Here is a 17,703-nt window from a genome sequence, read left to right on the forward strand (position 1 = left end):
CGATCCTCTGTGCCGGGCGGCGTGACAATGCCATGCGGCTTACTGCACTCGATGAAGTTTCCGAACGGCTCGGTTTGAAACGAGGACAGGGCCTCGCGGAAGCGCGCGCCATGTTTCCGAAGATTGACGTGATGGATGAGGATGGGGAAGCCGACCAGGTGCTGCTCGAAGCCATCGCCGACTGGTGCGACCGTTATACTCCACTCGTGGCACTTGGTGGCCGCGAGGGCCTCCTTCTGGACATTACCGGTTGTGCGCATCTCTTCGGGGGTGAAGAGGCCTTGTTAAGGGATATTCTTAAGCGGCTTTTTCATATGGGGTTCGATGTCAAAGGAGCGATTTCTTCGTCCCCCGGTCTCTCCTGGGCGGCCTGTCGTTTCGGACGCGGTGGCGTAATTGATGACGAAACGATGAAAGAGGTGCTGGCCCCATTGCCGGTCAATGCCTTGCGCATAGACGACGCTATGATCGTCTCACTGCATAAGCTCGGGCTGAAACGGGTCGGTGATCTTTTTCCCATGCCGCGTGCGCCGCTTGCCCGCCGTTTCGGCACGCAATTGCTTCTTCGGCTGGATCAGGCGCTTGGAGCGAATGAGGAAGCAATTTCTCCCCGGCGGCCTGTCGCGGCTCTTTCTGCCGAGCGGCGGCTCGCCGAACCGATTCAGGCGGAGGAACATATCCTGCAGCTGATTGGGCAGATCGCGACGTCTCTTCGACCGGGACTGGAAGCTCGCGGAATTGGCGGGCGAGTTTTCGAACTGGTGCTTTTCCGCATCGATGGCCGGGTGTTCCGCATCACCGCCGGGGCTTCGCAGCCGCTACGCGATCCGGAACGTATCTCGACCCTGTTTTCCGAGCGTCTGAACGCCGTCCACGACGATCTCGATGCAGGCTTCGGTTTCGAACTCCTGCGCCTCAATGTGCTGCAGCACGACACTTTTAGGACCGCGCAAGGCGATTTCATCGGCGACGGAGAGAGTGAAATCTCACTTGCGGATTTTGTCGATCGAGTTTCGGCGCGTTTGGGGGCGGATTGTCTACAGTTTGCGGAATTGCGGCAAAGCCATATGCCGGAACGGGCGAGAGTTTTTGTGCCGGCGATGACGGCGGGAAGCGCGCAGAAGAAAGGGGATGAAGATTTAGCCTTCGCGCCCAGATCTGATCGGCCATTGCGACTTTTCCACCATCCGGAGCCGATAGATGCTTTTGCCGCAACGGTACCGGATGGCCCGCCCCAGCGGTTTCGCTGGCGCCGGATCGTTCATCGGGTCGTTCGGGCCGAAGGTCCTGAACGGATTTCCCCGGAATGGTGGATAGATCCCAAGGAGGCGGAGGAACGTGATTATTTTCGCCTGGAAAGCGATGCGGGTCGACGTTTCTGGATTTTTCGCGAAGGCCATTACGACGGAAAAACAGCGCCAAGCTGGCGCGTCCATGGGATTTTCGCATGAAGAATGCCCCCGTTTTTTTCGAGATCGGCGCCAAGACCAACTTCTCCTTCCTGGAGGGGGCTGCACGCCCTGAAGAAATGGTGTTGACAGCAAGCCTTCTTGGCCTTTCCGGCCTTGGCATTGCCGACCGGAATTCGGTCGCCGGTGTGGTGCGGGCGCATAACCAAGTCCGGGACATGAAGGAGACGTACAAGCGTCAGCAGGAGCAGGGGAAAAAGGAGGACGAGGAGGACGCGGTGTGGCCTTGTGCCTTTTACCCGGGAGCGCGTCTCGTCTTTTCGGACCACACGCCGGACGTTCTGGCCTATCCGCGGAATCGGAAGGGCTGGGCCAACCTATGCCGCCTGCTGAGCAGGGGAAACCTTAGGACGGAAAAGGGTTCCTGCATCCTGGAGGAATGGGATTTTCTGGAATGGTGCGACGAGATGATGCTTGCTGTCGTGCCGGATTTCACCCGCGCGGAAGATGCTCAGTACCTAGCGAAGCTGGGTAAGCAGCTGAGCTCTTATCGGGAGAAATTCGAAAAGAATATCTATCTCGCCTTGTCGCCGACCTATGACGGGCGCGATGCGTTCGTTTTCACCACCTTTGCGCAGATCGCTTCGCAATGTCACTTTCCGTTAATCGCAACCAACCTGCCTCTTTACAGTCTCCCCTATCGACGCTCGCTATCGGATGTCGTGACGGCCATCCGCGAGCATGTGACGGTTCAGGAAGCCGGCTTTCGTCTTGCCCCTAATGGAGAGCGGCACCTCAAACATTCCGCTGAGATGGCGCGGCTTTTCGCCAAATATCCGGATGCGATCGCCAACACTCAGAGGTTTTCCAAGCAACTGCAATTCTCGCTGGATGAGCTCAGCCATAATTATCCGGACGAGAGCGTACCGGGCGAGACGGTATCGGAAACCCTGGAGCGGCTGACCTGGGAAGGGGCCAGACGCCGGTATCCGGATAAAATTCCGGACAAGGTAACGGATCAGATCAGGTACGAACTCGGTCTCATCAAGGAGATGCAATACGAGCCTTACTTCCTGACGGTGCGCCATATCGTCTGGCATGCCCGATATGAGTTGAAAATCCTGTGCCAGGGGCGGGGATCGGCTGCCAATTCCACCGTCTGCTTTTGTCTTGGTATCACCGAGGTCGATCCGACATTCACGACGCTGCTTTTCGAACGGTTCATTTCGACGGAGCGGAATGAACCGCCGGATATCGATGTCGACTTCGAACACGGTCGGCGAGAAGAGGTCATTCAATACATCTATCGCCATTATGGTTTTCGTCACGCAGGCCTCACGGCGGCAGTCACAAGCTATCGGACCCGTATGGCCGGCCGCGAAGTGGCCAAGGCTTTCGGGCTTTCGGAAGACGTCCAGGCCGCACTTTCCAGCCTGGTCTGGGGCTGGTCGGAGGACGGGCTTTCGGAGCGGGATGTGAAGGCGGCCGGACTCGACGTGAAAGACCTCACGACGCAGAAAGTCCTGGCTCATGCGAAGGAGCTTCTGGGTTTTCCGCGGCATCTCACCCAGCATGTCGGCGGTTTTCTGATCACGCGCGACCGGCTCGACGAGGTCGTCCCGATCATGAGGACGGCCATGCCGGGGCGCTATATGGTGGAATGGGACAAGGATGATCTCGACACATTGAAGCTCCTGAAGATCGATGTGCTCGCCCTCGGCATGCTGACCTGTCTCAAGAAGGCATTCGACCTCATGCGGGTTCATTACCAGGTTGATGAAACCCTGGCGGGGTTGCAGCAGAAGCCTGAGGACGCCGTCTATGATATGATCTGCCGGGCCGATACGGTCGGCGTTTTCCAGATCGAGAGCCGGGCGCAGATGAGCATGCTGCCGCGGCTCAGACCCCGGAAATTCTATGATCTCGTCGTGGAGGTGGCGATCGTCCGGCCAGGCCCCATTCAGGGGAACATGGTCCACCCGTATTTGAAGCGGCGAGAGGATGAGCGAAACGGCCGGCCGGTAGAATATCCGAGCCCCGCGCTTAAAGAGGTTCTGAAAAGGACCCTCGGCGTACCGCTCTTTCAGGAGCAAGCGATGCAGATCGCTATCACGGCCGCGCGCTTCCCTGCCGAAAAAGCCGACAAGCTGCGTCGCTCGATGGCAACATTCAAGCGATCGGGACGAGTGGAGGAATTCAGGCGAGACTTCATCAATGGCATGCTGGAAAACGAGTATTCAAAAGAATTCGCGGAAAGCTGCTTTAGTCAGATCCAGGGATTTGCGGAATACGGTTTTCCGGAGAGCCATGCCGCTTCCTTCGCCCTGCTTGTCTACGTCTCGTCCTGGATCAAGGCTTACTATCCGGATGTCTTCTGCGCGGCGATGCTGAATTCGCAGCCCATGGGGTTCTATGCGCCGGCGCAGCTGATCCGTGATGCGCGGGAGCACGGCATCCAGACCCTTCCTGTGGATGTGAATAAATCCGAATGGGATTGCACCCTGGAAGAGGCCGTCTTTGACAGGAACGCGATCGACAAGCGTCATGAGTCCATGCGCGATGTCATCAAGACAAGATATGCCGTGCGACTAGGTTTTCGTCAGGTCAAGGGCCTGTCCGAAGATGACATGATCAAGAAATTCATCGCCAGTCGAGGAAGAGGCTATACATCTGTTCATGATCTCTGGCTTCGGTCTGGGCTCGATAAGTCGGCTATCGAACGGCTTGCGGACGCCGATGCTTTCACCTCTCTCGGGCTTACGCGCCGTGAGGCCCTCTGGGCCGTGCGGGGACTTGATGTGAAAAATACGACCGAGAGGTTATCTCTGTTCGATGTGGCAGGCTGTGCGGATCTCAGGCCTGAACCGAAGATCAGAATTCCGACAATGCTGCCGGGCGAGGAGGTGATCGAAGACTATCGGTACCTTTCCCTGTCACTGAAGGCGCATCCGGTCTCCTTCCTTCGTGAAGAATTCAGAACAATGGGAATCGCCCGAAGTGTCGATCTTCTGGACGTTCCGAACGGGCGAAAAGTCACGATCGGTGGGATCGTGCTGGTGCGGCAACGTCCGGGTTCTGCCAGTGGCGTGATCTTCATGACATTGGAAGACGAGACCGGTGTCGCCAATGCGATCGTCTGGCCTAAAACTTTCGAGCGTTTCCGATCGGTCGTCATGGGCGCGCGGCTCGTGAAAATCCGGGGGAAGCTGCAAAGCGAGAGCGGCGTTATTCATACGGTGGTCGAACACATAGAGGACATCACTCCCATGCTTGGCCTTCTGCAGAAGGAGGCGCGCCGGCCCGAGATATCATCGTCCCGATCAGATGAGGTATTGCAGTCCAGCGGCAATCATCGCCGGAAAAGGCGATCCAACGGTATGGAGGAGGAGAGACGTCAGAAAACGGCTGCTGTCGCACCGCCGCTCTATTCGACCGAACCGGGTAGCGTCATGCCCAAGGGACGGAACTTTCACTGAGTGTTAGCAAAAGGCTTCGTGAGAAACTGTTTTGCGCTTCGGTTTGCGTTCGTTGGCCGATATTCCCGCGTAGCGGCCAAGCGTCGATGAAACGATGCTTCCGATTTCAATCCGCTACTTCTCGAAAGGTCGGCAGAAAGAAGGCCGCATCGCATTTTTGATTCACGTCATGGAATGGCCGGCTTCTTTAAGAAATAACGCAGATACCCGATTTTTTCTTGACATCGGATGTCCGCTTTCGCAAAAAGAGGATGTTACAGGTCATGTTTCGCAGGTCGACCGAGAAATGCTGGTTTGCAGTTGCAATTACATCACCGACAGGGAAATCAGGGACGTTATCATCGAGCTCCTTAACGAAGACTGTTGGCAGCTGATCGTTCCGGCCAAAGTGTACCACGCCATGGGTAAGCGCGGCCGTTGCTGCGGCTGCTTCCCGAATGTTGTCGACCTCATCATCCGTACAACCGAGGAATATCACGCCGAGCACCACTCGACGGAAGCCGAGGTCGTTGTATATATGTCCCGCTTGAAACAATTCCATGAAGAGAACAGGAGAGCGGACATTGAAAGGCGACTCAAAGGTCATCGAGCGGCTTAACGAGGCACTTTTTCTCGAACTTGGTGCCGTCAACCAATATTGGCTGCATTACCGCCTTCTCGAAGATTGGGGCTATACAAAGCTTGCGAAGAAGGAGCGGGCGGAGTCCATCGAAGAGATGCACCATGCCGATAAGCTAATCGCGCGCATCATCTTCCTTGAAGGCCATCCCAATCTCCAGACAGTGGCGCCGCTACGGATCGGCCAGAATGTCAAGGAAGTTCTTGAAGCCGACCTTGCGGGCGAATATGACGCCCGCACGGCTTACAAAGCCTCCCGCGATATCTGTCATGACGCCGGCGACTATGTTTCGATGAAACTCTTCGAAGAGCTTCTGGCCGATGAGGAAGGTCATATCGACTTCCTTGAAACCCAGCTCGATCTGCTGGCGAAGATCGGCGAGGAGCGTTACGGTCTGCTCAACGCGGAATCTGCCAACGAGGCCGAATAAACCGGCATCATTGATAAAAGGCCCGGTGCGTCTGTAGCGGGTCTGTTCCGACGGCAATGAACGCGTCGCGGCGCCGGTGGATCAGGTTTCCGTCGGTTCGATATTGCGAAACGCGGGCAAGTAACCGTCTTGGCTAACGGACATCCGGCACCATCCCGAAGGGCTTCCCGTGCGGCTTTAAGTGCGAGCCATGTCCGCCAGGCCCCGGGCTTCGAGATGAACGCTGTGGGAATCTGGACACTTCTATGGAGCAACCTATCGGTCTCGCCGTCTTCGCTGTGCATCGAAAGCAGCAACCCAAGGTTAGATTCAGGCCGCAGCTTTGGCCAGATGCGCAAACTCCGCGACGACCTGATCATAAACGGCGCGCTTGAACGGTACGATCAAGCCGGGCAGATCGGTCATCGGCTTCCATTCCCACGCGTCGAATTCCGGTTCATGGCCGCCTGGCGGCGGGTTGATGGCAATTTCACTTTCGTCGCCGTCGAAGCGGAAGGCGAACCAGCGCTGCGTCTGGCCGCGATATTTGCCCTTCAATCCGATACCTATGAGATGCGGTGGCAAGTCATAGTTGATCCAGTCGCGCGCCTCTGCGAGTAGCTTGACGGTCCGGATACCAGTTTCCTCGTAAAGCTCGCGATAAGCTGCAGGAAGCGGATCCTCGCCCCTGTCGATGCCGCCCTGTGGCATTTGCCAAAGCTGCGGCGAACCGTCGTATTCGCTGTTTCCTTCGCTGACGCGTCGTCCGGCCCAGACAAGGCCATCGCGATTCAGCACCATGATGCCGACGCAGGGTCGGTAAGGCAGATCTTCGGCGAGAACCAGGCGTTTGTCCTTCTTGCTCATGCACGACTCCGATCCATCATGGCTCGACGCTTTCGCCTGCGAGTGCTGAAACCCCGACGATCTCGATCCCGCGTTGCGATGCCTTCTCGCTCCACTGCCTTATCGCATCAATGCTTTCATCGAAAGCGGAAGCGACGCCTACAGCCGTGCCCCTGCGACCGGCGATGCGCTCCAACTCGTCCAACTTCTTGAGAATTGCGTCCACCTGCAGTTGGCCGTCGAGGGTCAGATCGCCGAAAGCGTGCGGCAGTCCGACCGCCTTGGCGATAACCGCCGTCTTGGACTGGGCAGACGTGCCGTCGTCGAGAAACAGCAGGCCGCGTTGCGAAACATCGCGCAGGATCGGCTCCAGCGCATCCGCATCGGCAAGATAACGGCCACCAAGATAGTTCATGATGCCCGTGTAGTTCGTGATCCTGCCCATGGCTTCATGCAGCCGGTTGAGATTTTCTTTTACGGAAGTCCTGGTCAGCAATGTGTCAGGACCTGGATCGTTTGCCGGATAGTCGAATGGCTCCAGCGGCACCTGTACCAGGATTTCGTGGCCGCTGCGGCGAGCCTCCTGCATCCAGCGCTGGAGGCTGTTGCCGCTCGCAGCGAAGGCAAAGGTTATCGTCGGTGGCAGTTCCCTGATCGCCCTCTGCGTGCCCGTCTGGCTGAGGCCAAGCCCGCCCACGACGATCGCGATCCGGATTCCACGTGCACCAGACCATGGCCGAGCATACTGGTCCATCGGCCGCAATCCGTCCGGGCCGGTGATCGGCAACCGGCCATGGGGCGAGTCTTCGAGCAGTGCTTCATTGGGCTGGGCGGCCATGCGCGGATCCTGGCCAATTCTCTGGGCTTCGATGAGGACCGGGCCGCCATTGTCGCGGGATCGCGGCGTGTATTTTGTCACGACCATGCCGTCGTCCGTCAGCGTCCGCTCGATATTCGCGCCGGAAGTCGGATTGGAGCGAGGCATGCCCGCAGGTTGCTGCCCAGCGGAGTTCTGATCGTTCCTTCCGAGAGGCTGAGCCTGGTCAGGTTCGGATGCCGGCGGATCATTGGATGCGACCTGTCTCAGAGCGTCATCACCTCGCATCGCATAAATCGAAAGGCCGAGAATGCCTGCGACGGCGAGGGAGGCGAGAACGGCCGCGGAAGAAAATCTTCTAACCCGTCGCCGTGCGGCCGGCCGGCTTTGTCCCAGCGGTGCGTGGAGATCGCTGCCCAATTTCGGTCCTGTATCGTGCCTGCAGATAAACAGAACCGGCCAGCGAGGCGTCTTGGCAACGCGCTACGCTGGCCGGTCCGGATTTCGTCACTTCTTGATGGCGGCCGCAGCCTTGTCCGGATTGGCAGGGAAGGACGGATCAGTCTTCACGCCATGGAGCAGATCCAGTGCATAGTTGAGCTGGATGTCGTCCTTGGCTTCCGGCGGCACATAAGCGACGGAGCCCGAACCTTCCTCCGTCTCGGCGGCGCCTGGAATATGGCCCCGCAGGCTGGACTCACCTTCGGCGCGGACCTTGCCCTGCAGTTCCGGCGGCAGTGGCTGCTCAACCTTGATGTCCGGGTTGATGCCAGTGCCCTGGATCGATTTACCTGAGGGCGTGTAATAGAGAGCGGTGGTCAGACGCAGCGCGCCGGCGTCGCCGAGCGGGATGATCGTCTGGACCGAACCCTTGCCGAAGGAGCGCGTACCGAGAACGGTTGCACGCTTCAGATCCTGCAATGCGCCGGCGACGATTTCCGAGGCGGAAGCCGAGCCACCATTGACGAGTACGATCACTGGCTTTCCGTCCGTCAGATCACCCGGGCCGGCATTGAAGCGGCGGGTTTCGTCTGCATTGCGGCCGCGTGTGGAAACAACCTCGCCGCGTTCCAGAAAGGCGTCGGAAACGTTGATCGCCTGGTCGAGAAGACCGCCGGGATTAAGGCGCAGGTCGAGGACGTAGCCCTTCAGCTTATCGGCCGGTACATCCGCCTTGATCTTTTTGATCGCCTTTTCCAGGTCGTCGTAGGTCTTTTCAGTGAAGGAAATAACGCGGACGTAACCGACGTCACCGTTCTCAACGCGGGATTTTACGGCGCGGACCGCGATGATATCGCGCACGACGGTGATATCGAGCGGCTTGTCGGCGCCTTGACGAATGATCGTCAGCTTGATCGGCGTGTTGACCGCACCGCGCATCTTTTCGACGGCATCTTCAAGCTTCAGGCCGCGTACCGGCTGGCCGTCGATCTCCGAAATGAAGTCACCGGCCAGGATGCCGGCACGCGAGGCGGGCGTATCGTCGATGGGCGCGATGACCTTGACGAGTTCGTTCTCCATCGTCACCTCGATGCCGAGGCCGCCGAACTCGCCGCGCGTCTGTGTGCGCATATCTTCGGCATCTCTGGCATTCATGAAGCTCGAATGGGGGTCCAGCGAGGTCAACATGCCGTTGATGGCATTTTCTACCAGCTTTTCCTCGTCCGGCGGCGTCACGTACTGAGCACGGACCCGCTCGAACACATCGCCGAAGATCGACAATTCCTTGTAGGTCGAAGGACCGGCGGCCTGCGCAGGCACACCGGCCGAGTAAATCACGCTCATCGCTGTCGCACCCATGAGCGCCCCGACGATGACAAGAGAAGCCCTACGAATCATTTCGTGCCCTTCCAGTTTCTTTTGCGGTCCACCACGGCCTGGAATCGACCGGAGTGCCGTCCTTTCGGAATTCAATGTAAAGCGTTGGACGATCTGTTTCCAGCGCCAATGCCATTGCGCTTGCCACTCTTTTCTCACCCATAACGGCGATGGGTTCGCCTGCGAAGACGAACTTACCCTGCCGCGCATTCACTTCATCCATGCCGGTAAGGACCAGATGGTATCCGTCGCCGGCATTGAGGATGATCGTCTGTCCATAGCTTCGGAACGCACCGGCAAAAACGACGAGACCATCCGCAGGCGCCGTAACCACTGCTCCGGGATTCGAAGCTATGGTCGTGCCCCTTGCCGTATGTCCTGTCCCGTCGGGGTCACCGAACCAACGCAATACATCTCCGGCGACCGGAAGCTCCAGCTTCTGCTTGAGGCTCGAAAACGCATATGCGGGCGCAATACGGTTTTTGTCAGGCACGCCGCTTTTGGCGAGCTTTTTGGCCCTTTCGCGCTCGGCTTCCGAAAGGAGGCGGCGCCGCTCCTCTTCGAGGCGTGCCCTGTCGATTGCATCGCGGACGGAAGCGATCTCGCCTTCAAGCGATTGGATGAGGCTTTCAAGCGTATCGGCGTGCCCGGCAAGTTCTTCCGAGCGGCGGCGTTCGGCATCCAGGTCGGCGATGTTACGCCTGTTCAACTTTTCATTTTCAGCGAGGAGAAGGTTCATACGCCGCTCTTCTTCGAGGCTTTCGGCGATGGTGCTGGAGACGCTCGTCTTCTCGGTCAGGGCGGCAGCCTGCAAAGAGACAAGAGATTGGAGATCGGCGACCAACTCGTTCGCCTCGTCCCGCATGCCAGGTACGACAGCGCCAAGCAGGATGGCGCTGCGCACGGATGCCAATGCATCGTCGGGCGTGACCAGAAGCGCCGGCGGCGGATTGCGCCCCATCCGCTGAAGCGCTGCGAGCACCTCTGCGAGAACGGCGCGGCGGCTGCGCAGCGAGGCGTGAATGCCATCCTCCTTGACCTTGAGCTCGGCGATTTTCTTTTCGCTGGCCAGGATCCTCGTTTCAAGGCTCTTACGGCGGGCGGCGGATTCGATCAGGGCCTGGCGGACATCGGCGCTGTTTTTCTTGATATCCGCAATGTTCCTTTCAATCGTGGCCACTTTGTCGGCCGAAAGCTTCATGTTCTTGGACAGGACTTCGAGCTCGCCGCGCGTCTCGTTGCGCCTGCGCTGCAGATCGGCTGTAGGATCGACCATGGCGGCTGCAGGTGATCCGGTCTGCGGCGGCGGTGCCGGCATATCGGCATCCTGAGCGCGAGCCGGGCTGGAGGGTTCAAGGGGAGGAATCAGGGCGAAACCGAAGGCTGCAGCCAGAAGCAGCGCATGTCGGTACGATGTCATCCCTGTTATTCTCATTCCCGCTCCGATTTTCCGCCGGATCGAGGAAGCGTAAGCTGATTTGCCCGACGAAGCCATAAACAACATCGTGTTTGAATCTAAATGAAGTGTTTACACCCGGTGATAGGGATGGCCGGAAAGAATGGTGACGGCGCGATAAAGCTGCTCGGCAATGAGGATACGCACGAGTTGATGCGGCCAGGTCAGGGTGCCGAGATTGAGCACCACATCGGCGCGTGAGCGCAATTCCGGGTCAAGCCCGTCAGCACCGCCGATTGCCAGCATCAGATCGCGCTTGCCGTTGTCGCGATAGCGGCCGATGAGGCCGGCGAAAGATTCGCTGTCGAGCGCCCTGCCGCGTTCATCGAGGAGGATGAGGATCGCACCTTCCGGGAGTGCCTTTTCAAGCATGCCGGCCTCTTCACGCTTGCGCGTTTCGGGGTTGGCTGCGCGACTCTCCTGGACTTCCATGAGCTTGGACAATTCCAACCCCACCGCCGGGCCAGCTTTGGCGAAGCGGTCGAGGTAACGGGACGCAAGGTCCTTTTCAGGTCCGGCTTTCAGCCGTCCCACCGCAAAAAGGCTTATCCGCATGTCCTGATCCGTTTTTTAGCGGCCGAAATCCCGTCCGGGCGGCGAGCGTATGCTCGGCCCTCGAATTCGACGTCAGCCAGACCGGTTCAGGATGCGCCCAAACCTGTCAGTGCAGCAGTGTACCTTCCTCGATATCCGGAGCGGCCCACATCTTTTCGATGTTGTAGAACTCGCGGATTTCCGGGCGGAACACATGTATGATGATGTCACCGGTGTCAATCAGCACCCAGTCGCCAGCCTCCAGGCCTTCGACGCGAGGTGCACCCAGGCCCTCGTCCTTAAGATCGGAGATCAGGTGATCGCAGATGGCCATGACATGCCGGCTCGATCGTCCGGAGACAACGACCATATAGTCTCCGAGCGCTGATTTTCCGGCGATGTTGATGGTGACAATATCTTCTGCTTTGGAGTCCTCGAGACTTGCGAGGACCAGTTCGAGAGCGCGGGCGGCGGCATCGGCGCCACGTTCCAGGCTCTGCGGGAGGACGGGGGCCGTCTTTCCCTTGGCGTGTACTGTTGTCAGGGTCTGTCCTTTCTTCCGGTAACAGCAACATGCACTTTCCGCGAATCCGATTTGAGACTCGGTCGCATAGAGAAAGGTGGCATCGAATGGTCAATCTTTCAAGGGAGAGGCCAAAAAGGTGATCGTGACGGCCAGAATCTTCTTCATCGTTTCATTTTGCGGCTGTTTGCATGTTTCCGGTCAGGATTTCTGGCCGTTGACGGCGCGGATTGCGGTGGAGCTCAGTGCCGAACGCGGACCATGAATGAAAGTCCAGGCAGGGGCTTTGCGCTTCCACAATGTCCCGGCATCGTCCTCATCGATGCGGGCATAGTCAAAGGTACGGGCCATTTTCGACGAGAGGAAGGAAAGTGTCGAACCGGGGCGATCGATGACGGCGATCGGGAAGGTGGACGCGATCTCCTGCCATTTCTGCCAGAGATGGAAGGTCTTCAGGCTATCAGCGCCCATGACCCAGATGAAATGCACATGCGGCTTCCTGGCTTTCACAGAGGCGAGCGTATCAGCCGTATATGAACCGCCGAGCGTCTTTTCGAAAGCGGTGATCTTGATACGCGGATCATGGATCAGCTTCTCGCTCATGGTGAGCCGGTGCTTCAGCGATGCAAGTTCGGAGCGACTTTTCAGCGGATTACCGGGAGTAACCATCCACCAGAGCTGATCGAGCCCGAGGCGGCGGAGCGCGATTTCGGCGACCAGCAGATGCCCCTCATGCGGTGGGTTGAAGGAACCGCCGAACAGACCGACAGCCATGCCGCGCTCTACATGCGGCATGTCGAGATAGCGTGGATCGATCGTTTCCTGCCCCACGTGGAATCAGGGCCGGATCTGACCGGTGCCATGCACCAGGTATTTGAAGGACGTCAACTGTTCGACGCCGACGGGGCCGCGCGCATGCATTTTACCGGTGGAAATGCCGATCTCGCCGCCCATGCCGAACTCGCCGCCGTCCGCGAACTGGGTCGAGGCATTGTGCAGCAGGATCGCCGAGTCGATTTCGTTGAAGAAACGCGCGACGACATCCGGGTCTTCTGCAATCACTGCCTCCGTGTGATGGGACGAATAGGTGTTGATGTGGCGGATCGCCCCGGAAATGCCATCGACGATGGCGACCGAGATCACCGCGTCGAGATATTCGGTGCGCCAGTCTTCCTCCGTCGCAGGCTTGAAGCCGGGGAAGACCTTCAACACAGCGGCGGAAGCGTGGATTTCGCAGCCGGCTTCCGTCAACGCTTCAAGAATCGGCATCAGGTGCGTGCCGATCGCAGCGCTATCGACAAGCAGCGTTTCTGCCGCGCCGCAGACGCCCGTGCGGCGCATCTTGGCGTTGACGACGATCTTCTTCGCCATTTCAAGATCGGCGGAAGCGTCTACATAGATATGGCAGAGGCCTTCGAGATGGGCAAAGACCGGTACGCGTGCTTCGTTCTGAACGCGGGCGACGAGGCTTTTGCCGCCGCGCGGCACGATGACGTCGATAGCACCGTTGAGGCCCGACAGCATGGCGCCGACCGCCGCGCGATCGGTAGTCGGGACGATCTGGACCGCGTGTTCGGGAAGTCCGGCGGCTTTCAGACCGGTTACGAGGCAATCATGGATCGCCTTCGATGAATGGGCGGAGTCGGAGCCACCGCGCAGGATTACCGCATTGCCGGCCTTGAGGCAAAGCGCACCTGCATCAGCCGTGACGTTCGGGCGGCTCTCATAGATCACGCCGATGACACCAAGCGGTGTGCGTACCCGCTCGATATGGAGACCGTTCGGCCGATCCCAGGCGGCGATCACCTCGCCGACCGGGTCCTTGAACTCGGCGATCTCTCGCAAGGCGCTGGCCATGCCAGCAATGCCTTTTTCAGTCAGCGTCAGCCGGTCGATGAAGGAAGGAAGCAATCCCTTGCCTTCGACTTGTCTCAGGTCGATGGCATTGGCGGCGAGGATTTTGTCCCTGGCGGCAAGGATAGCATCCGCCATTGTATTCAGCGCCTTGTTTTTGGCTTCGGTCGAGGCCGTGGCAAGCTCCCTGGCTGCCGCTTTGGCATTGTGGCCGATCTCGTCCATGATGGCGGCGACGTCGGCCGCGTTTGCAACTTTATCAAGCATGGGCGGTATCCTCCTTGCGATCCTCTTTCTTCGCCTTGCGCCGAATCGGTCCGGTCATCACCAGGTCGTCACGGTGAACCATGGCAGCGCGGCCGGCATAACCGAGGATCGCCTCTATCTCGCCGGACTTGCGGCCGGTGATCTGGCGAGCCTCGTCGGCATCATAGCTTACCAGCCCACGGGCAATCTCGCGCCCGTCGACACCGATGATCGCAACCGTATCACCGCGATGGAAATGCCCCCTGATACGGCGCACGCCTGCGGGCAGCAGGCTTTTTCCCCCGCCAAGCGCGTTTTCCGCGCCTTCATCGACGAAAAGTTCGCCGGCCGGCTGAAGCTGGCCCGCGATCCAGGTCTTTCGTGCCGTGACGGGCGTGCCGGAAGGCGCGAACCAGGAGGAGCGCGTGCCCTCTTCAATGGCGCGCAGCGGATGGTCGGCCTTGCCAGAGGCGATGATCATGGCGCAGCCTGCGCCGGTTGCGATCTTGCCGGCATCGATCTTGGTGCGCATGCCGCCACGCGAAAGCTCCGAAGCTGCGCCCCCCGCCATCGCTTCGATTTCCGGCGTGATTGCCGGGATGGCCTCCAGGAACCTTGCACCCGGATCGAGGTGCGGTGGAGCCGTATAAAGCCCATCGATATCGGACAGCAGAACGAGGAGGTCCGCGCTGGTCATGGTCGCGACACGGGCGGCGAGCCGATCGTTGTCGCCGTAGCGAATTTCAGTCGTGGCAACCGTGTCGTTCTCGTTGATGATCGGCACAGCGCCGATCTTCAGCAATTGGTTGATTGTCGCGCGGGCATTGAGATACCGGCGGCGCTCCTCAGTATCTCCGAGTGTCAGCAGGATTTGCCCAGCCACGATCCCGTCGCGGGACAAGCTTTCTGACCAGGCGCGTGCGAGTGCGATCTGGCCGACGGCCGCTGCCGCCTGACTTTCTTCGAGCTTCAAGGCGCCGGAGGGCAGGTCAAGCACGGTGCGCCCCAAGGCGATCGCACCGGAGGAGACCACCAGAACGTCAATGCCTTTCATCTTCAGCGCGGCTATATCGGAGCAGATCGCATCGAGCCATTGCGATTTCAGACCCGTCTTTCGGTCGACAAGCAGGGCAGAGCCGATCTTGATGACGATACGGCGGTGGCTGGCGAGCGGCTTTCGGGCAGTCATTCGTCGCTCCCCTCGCCGAAATCCTCGATCGGCAAAGAGCGGTCGGGCAATGCCGTCTCTTCGCCCTCGCTCGCTTCGACGATGACGTCACGAAGGGCACGCAGGACCTCGGTCATGCCCCTGCCGGTAACAGCCGAGATTAGAAACGGCGTTTGGCCGCACGCCTTCTCCAGTTCCTTCGCCTTTTTCTTGAGTTCCTTCTCATCGAGTACGTCGATCTGCGAGAGTGCGACGATTTCCCTTTTGTCGGTCAGGCCTCCGCCATAGGCTTCGAGTTCCGTTTTTACGGTCTTGTAAGACTTGCCGGCCTTTTCCTCGACTGCCGAGACGAGGTGCAGCAGCACACGGGTGCGTTCCACATGGCCAAGGAACCGGTCGCCGATACCCACGCCTTCGTGGGCTCCCTCGATCAATCCGGGGATGTCAGCCAGTACGAATTCACGTCCGTCGATCGAGGCGACACCGAGGTTGGGATGCAGCGTGGTGAAGGGATAGTTGGCGATCTTCGGCCGTGCTCGCGTCACGGCTGCCAGAAACGTGGACTTGCCCGCATTCGGCAGACCCACGAGGCCGGCATCGGCAATCAGCTTCAGCCGCAGCCAGATGGTTTTTTCCTCACCTTCAAGGCCAGGATTGGCCCAGTTCGGCGCCTGATTTGTCGAGGTCTTGAAATGGGCGTTTCCGAAGCCGCCATTACCGCCCTTGGCGAGCCGAAACTTCTGGCCCTCCTTCGTGAGATCGACGATCAGCGTCTCGTTGTCTTCCTCAAAGATCTGCGTGCCAACCGGTACTTTCAGCGTCACATCGCTCCCGTTGGCGCCGGTGCGGTTCTTGCCCATGCCGTGCGTGCCGATCTTGGCCTTGAAGTGCTGCTGGAACCGGAAGTCGATCAGCGTATTGAGGCCGTTGACCGCTTCCACCCAGACATCGCCGCCACGCCCGCCGTCACCGCCATCCGGTCCGCCGAACTCGATGTATTTCTCTCGACGGAACGAGACCGCGCCCGCGCCGCCGTCACCGGAGCGTATGTAGACTTTTGCCTCGTCGAGAAATTTCATGTTTCCGCCGTCGGTTTTGCGTTGATCGGGGCCTCATCTGACAAGGCATCCGGTGGGTTTCGATATCGCCGGTTGGGACAGAGGTCAAAGATTATCATGAAACCCCCGGCAACCAGCCCGGCGGAATCTCTCCCGCCGGGCCTATCATCATATAGGTTACGGCCGCCGAAGCCGACGGAAGTCCTCGGGCAGCATCGCGGTTTCGATATGCGGCACCATGCGGTTGCGCGACATGCTGAAGATCTGGTCCGCGTCGGTGATGCGGAAACCGAGCTTCCGCTGGACATTCAGCGACGCGAGATTGTCCGCAAAGGCCCCGGAGCGGATCGCCGTATTGGGCATCCGCCGGAAAAAACGCTCCAAGGCTGCGCCGGCCGCCTCCGTCACGTAACCGCGATCCCAGTAGAAGCGGTTGAGCCAGTAGCCGAGATGCCACTCACCACGACGGAGTTCGATCGCGACGACGCCGATATGAGTATCGTCACCGGTCGTGATCGCCAGCGCCCAGTCCGGCAGTATGCCGGAGGTCTGCGGGACGATCCAGTCCAGCGCATCCTGCCGATCATAGGGTTGCGGCACTTTCGACAACATGCGGCTCACCTTGAAATCGCCGAGCGATTCGGCAATCGCCGGCGCATCGGAGAGTTTGTGAGGCCTGAGGACCAGCCGTTCGGTGATGATGACGGGGCAGGGGCCCGGCATCGTGACGACAGAATCGCTCTTCTGGAGAACGGCAGCGTTCATCTCAGTTCTCCCCAGCTTCTCAAGGACATCCAGGTCTTGCGGTCGAGCCGGAACCATTCGACCGCGACCATGCCGCCGAGCGCCATGCAATCGATCATGCCGGTGCCCTGGAACTGGAAGCCGCATTTCTGGATCACCCGCTTCGATGGGATGTTGGTCACCCGGCAACGCGCATCAATGTAATCGATGTGGTTGCGCGTGCCGAAGGCCATGTCGATCAGCACATGCGCGGCTTCGGTGGCGTAACCCCTGTTCCAATGGGGTTCGCCCAGCCAGTAGCCGATCTCCAACGTTCGCTCGTCCTGGTGGGGTTCCAGCGCGCAACAACCGAGGAAGGCGCCGTTGTCACCTCGCGTGATGGCGTAGACGCACTTGCCAATCTCGCCGGCTTTCGCACGTCGTACGAAATCGGCTGCGTCTTTTGCCGTGTAGGGATGCGGCATACGCGACACCATGGTCGCGATATTCGCATTGTTGGCGAGATGGGCAAGGGCGTCGATGTCTTCTTCATGGGGCGCGCGGAGAACCAGTCTCTGCGACAGTAAGACGGGGCAATCGCTCCTCGACCGTTCGGGTCTTAGCGGTTCCTTAGGCCGTTCCTCTGGCGGCCGGGATTGGCTCGCCCTCAGTAATTCGCCTTGCATGGTTCAGTCTCCTCTCTGAGGTTAAAGAAAAAGGGAAGGTGGGTGGCGCCCCATCTTCCCT

Annotated in this window: 16 protein-coding genes; 4 read left to right on the top strand and 12 right to left on the bottom strand. The window is 59.3% G+C overall.

What is annotated here, in order from left to right; genetic code table 11:
* The first annotated feature begins 2 nt into the window (after positions 1-2).
* The 4 genes from JL39_RS18910 (at position 3) to bfr (ending at position 5,934) form a co-directional block, all read left to right on the top strand.
* Complete coding sequence (locus JL39_RS18910; protein WP_280114092.1) at positions 3-1,451, top strand: DNA polymerase Y family protein; 1,449 nt, start codon at positions 3-5, stop codon at positions 1,449-1,451.
* Positions 1,448-4,885 carry an error-prone DNA polymerase gene (locus tag JL39_RS18915; protein ID WP_037154102.1) on the top strand — a complete coding sequence of 1,146 codons (3,438 nt, stop codon included), beginning with the start codon at positions 1,448-1,450 and terminating at the stop codon, positions 4,883-4,885. The genes JL39_RS18910 and JL39_RS18915 overlap by 4 nt, the downstream gene beginning before the upstream one ends.
* Positions 4,886-4,979: 94 nt before the next feature.
* Positions 4,980-5,483 (top strand): (2Fe-2S)-binding protein, encoded by a 504-nt coding sequence (locus JL39_RS32575; protein WP_244446915.1) that lies wholly within the window; start codon positions 4,980-4,982, stop codon positions 5,481-5,483.
* Positions 5,449-5,934, top strand: a complete 486-nt coding sequence (gene bfr / locus JL39_RS18925) for a bacterioferritin (RefSeq protein WP_037154105.1) — start codon at positions 5,449-5,451, stop codon at positions 5,932-5,934. The genes JL39_RS32575 and bfr overlap by 35 nt, the downstream gene beginning before the upstream one ends.
* Positions 5,935-6,243: 309 nt before the next feature.
* Here bfr and JL39_RS18930 read toward each other — a convergent pair whose 3' ends face one another.
* The 12 genes from JL39_RS18930 to JL39_RS18985 all read right to left on the bottom strand — a co-directional run bounded on the left by JL39_RS18930 (position 6,244) and on the right by JL39_RS18985 (position 17,642).
* Positions 6,244-6,780, bottom strand: a complete 537-nt coding sequence (locus JL39_RS18930) for an RNA pyrophosphohydrolase (RefSeq protein ID WP_037154109.1) — start codon at positions 6,778-6,780, stop codon at positions 6,244-6,246.
* Positions 6,781-6,796: 16 nt separating this feature from the next.
* Positions 6,797-7,972 (bottom strand): divergent polysaccharide deacetylase family protein, encoded by a 1,176-nt coding sequence (locus tag JL39_RS18935; RefSeq protein ID WP_244446922.1) that lies wholly within the window; start codon positions 7,970-7,972, stop codon positions 6,797-6,799.
* Positions 7,973-8,083: 111 nt separating this feature from the next.
* Positions 8,084-9,415 carry a S41 family peptidase gene (locus JL39_RS18940; protein WP_037154114.1) on the bottom strand — a complete coding sequence of 444 codons (1,332 nt, stop codon included), beginning with the start codon at positions 9,413-9,415 and terminating at the stop codon, positions 8,084-8,086.
* Positions 9,405-10,814, bottom strand: a complete 1,410-nt coding sequence (locus tag JL39_RS18945) for a murein hydrolase activator EnvC (protein WP_037154117.1) — start codon at positions 10,812-10,814, stop codon at positions 9,405-9,407. The genes JL39_RS18940 and JL39_RS18945 overlap by 11 nt, the downstream gene beginning before the upstream one ends.
* A gap of 108 nt (positions 10,815-10,922) precedes the next feature.
* Positions 10,923-11,405, bottom strand: coding sequence for a 23S rRNA (pseudouridine(1915)-N(3))-methyltransferase RlmH (gene rlmH / locus JL39_RS18950; protein ID WP_037154119.1), 483 nt, complete (start codon positions 11,403-11,405; stop codon positions 10,923-10,925).
* A gap of 106 nt (positions 11,406-11,511) precedes the next feature.
* Positions 11,512-11,979, bottom strand: coding sequence for a ribosome silencing factor (gene rsfS, locus JL39_RS18955; RefSeq protein WP_052182987.1), 468 nt, complete (start codon positions 11,977-11,979; stop codon positions 11,512-11,514).
* A 129-nt stretch (positions 11,980-12,108) separates the two neighbouring features.
* Positions 12,109-12,738, bottom strand: coding sequence for a nicotinate-nucleotide adenylyltransferase (locus JL39_RS18960; protein WP_037154123.1), 630 nt, complete (start codon positions 12,736-12,738; stop codon positions 12,109-12,111).
* 6 nt (positions 12,739-12,744) lie between these two features.
* Positions 12,745-14,028: a glutamate-5-semialdehyde dehydrogenase gene (locus JL39_RS18965; RefSeq protein ID WP_037154125.1), complete on the bottom strand. Its 1,284-nt coding sequence runs from the start codon at positions 14,026-14,028 to the stop codon at positions 12,745-12,747.
* A complete protein-coding gene (gene proB / locus JL39_RS18970; protein ID WP_037154126.1) occupies positions 14,021-15,196 on the bottom strand; it encodes a glutamate 5-kinase in 1,176 nt (391 codons plus the stop codon). The genes JL39_RS18965 and proB overlap by 8 nt, the downstream gene beginning before the upstream one ends.
* Positions 15,193-16,254: a GTPase ObgE gene (obgE, locus tag JL39_RS18975; RefSeq protein ID WP_037154129.1), complete on the bottom strand. Its 1,062-nt coding sequence runs from the start codon at positions 16,252-16,254 to the stop codon at positions 15,193-15,195. The genes proB and obgE overlap by 4 nt, the downstream gene beginning before the upstream one ends.
* Before the next feature lie 156 nt (positions 16,255-16,410).
* Positions 16,411-16,998, bottom strand: coding sequence for a GNAT family N-acetyltransferase (locus tag JL39_RS18980; protein WP_037154132.1), 588 nt, complete (start codon positions 16,996-16,998; stop codon positions 16,411-16,413).
* Positions 16,995-17,642, bottom strand: coding sequence for a GNAT family protein (locus JL39_RS18985; RefSeq protein WP_037154135.1), 648 nt, complete (start codon positions 17,640-17,642; stop codon positions 16,995-16,997). Before JL39_RS18985 ends, JL39_RS18980 begins: the two co-directional genes overlap by 4 nt.
* Positions 17,643-17,703: the final 61 nt, after the last annotated feature.

The sequence above is a fragment of the Rhizobium sp. YS-1r genome (genome assembly GCF_000757525.1).
In the GTDB taxonomy this organism is placed as follows: domain Bacteria; phylum Pseudomonadota; class Alphaproteobacteria; order Rhizobiales; family Rhizobiaceae; genus Neorhizobium; species Neorhizobium petrolearium.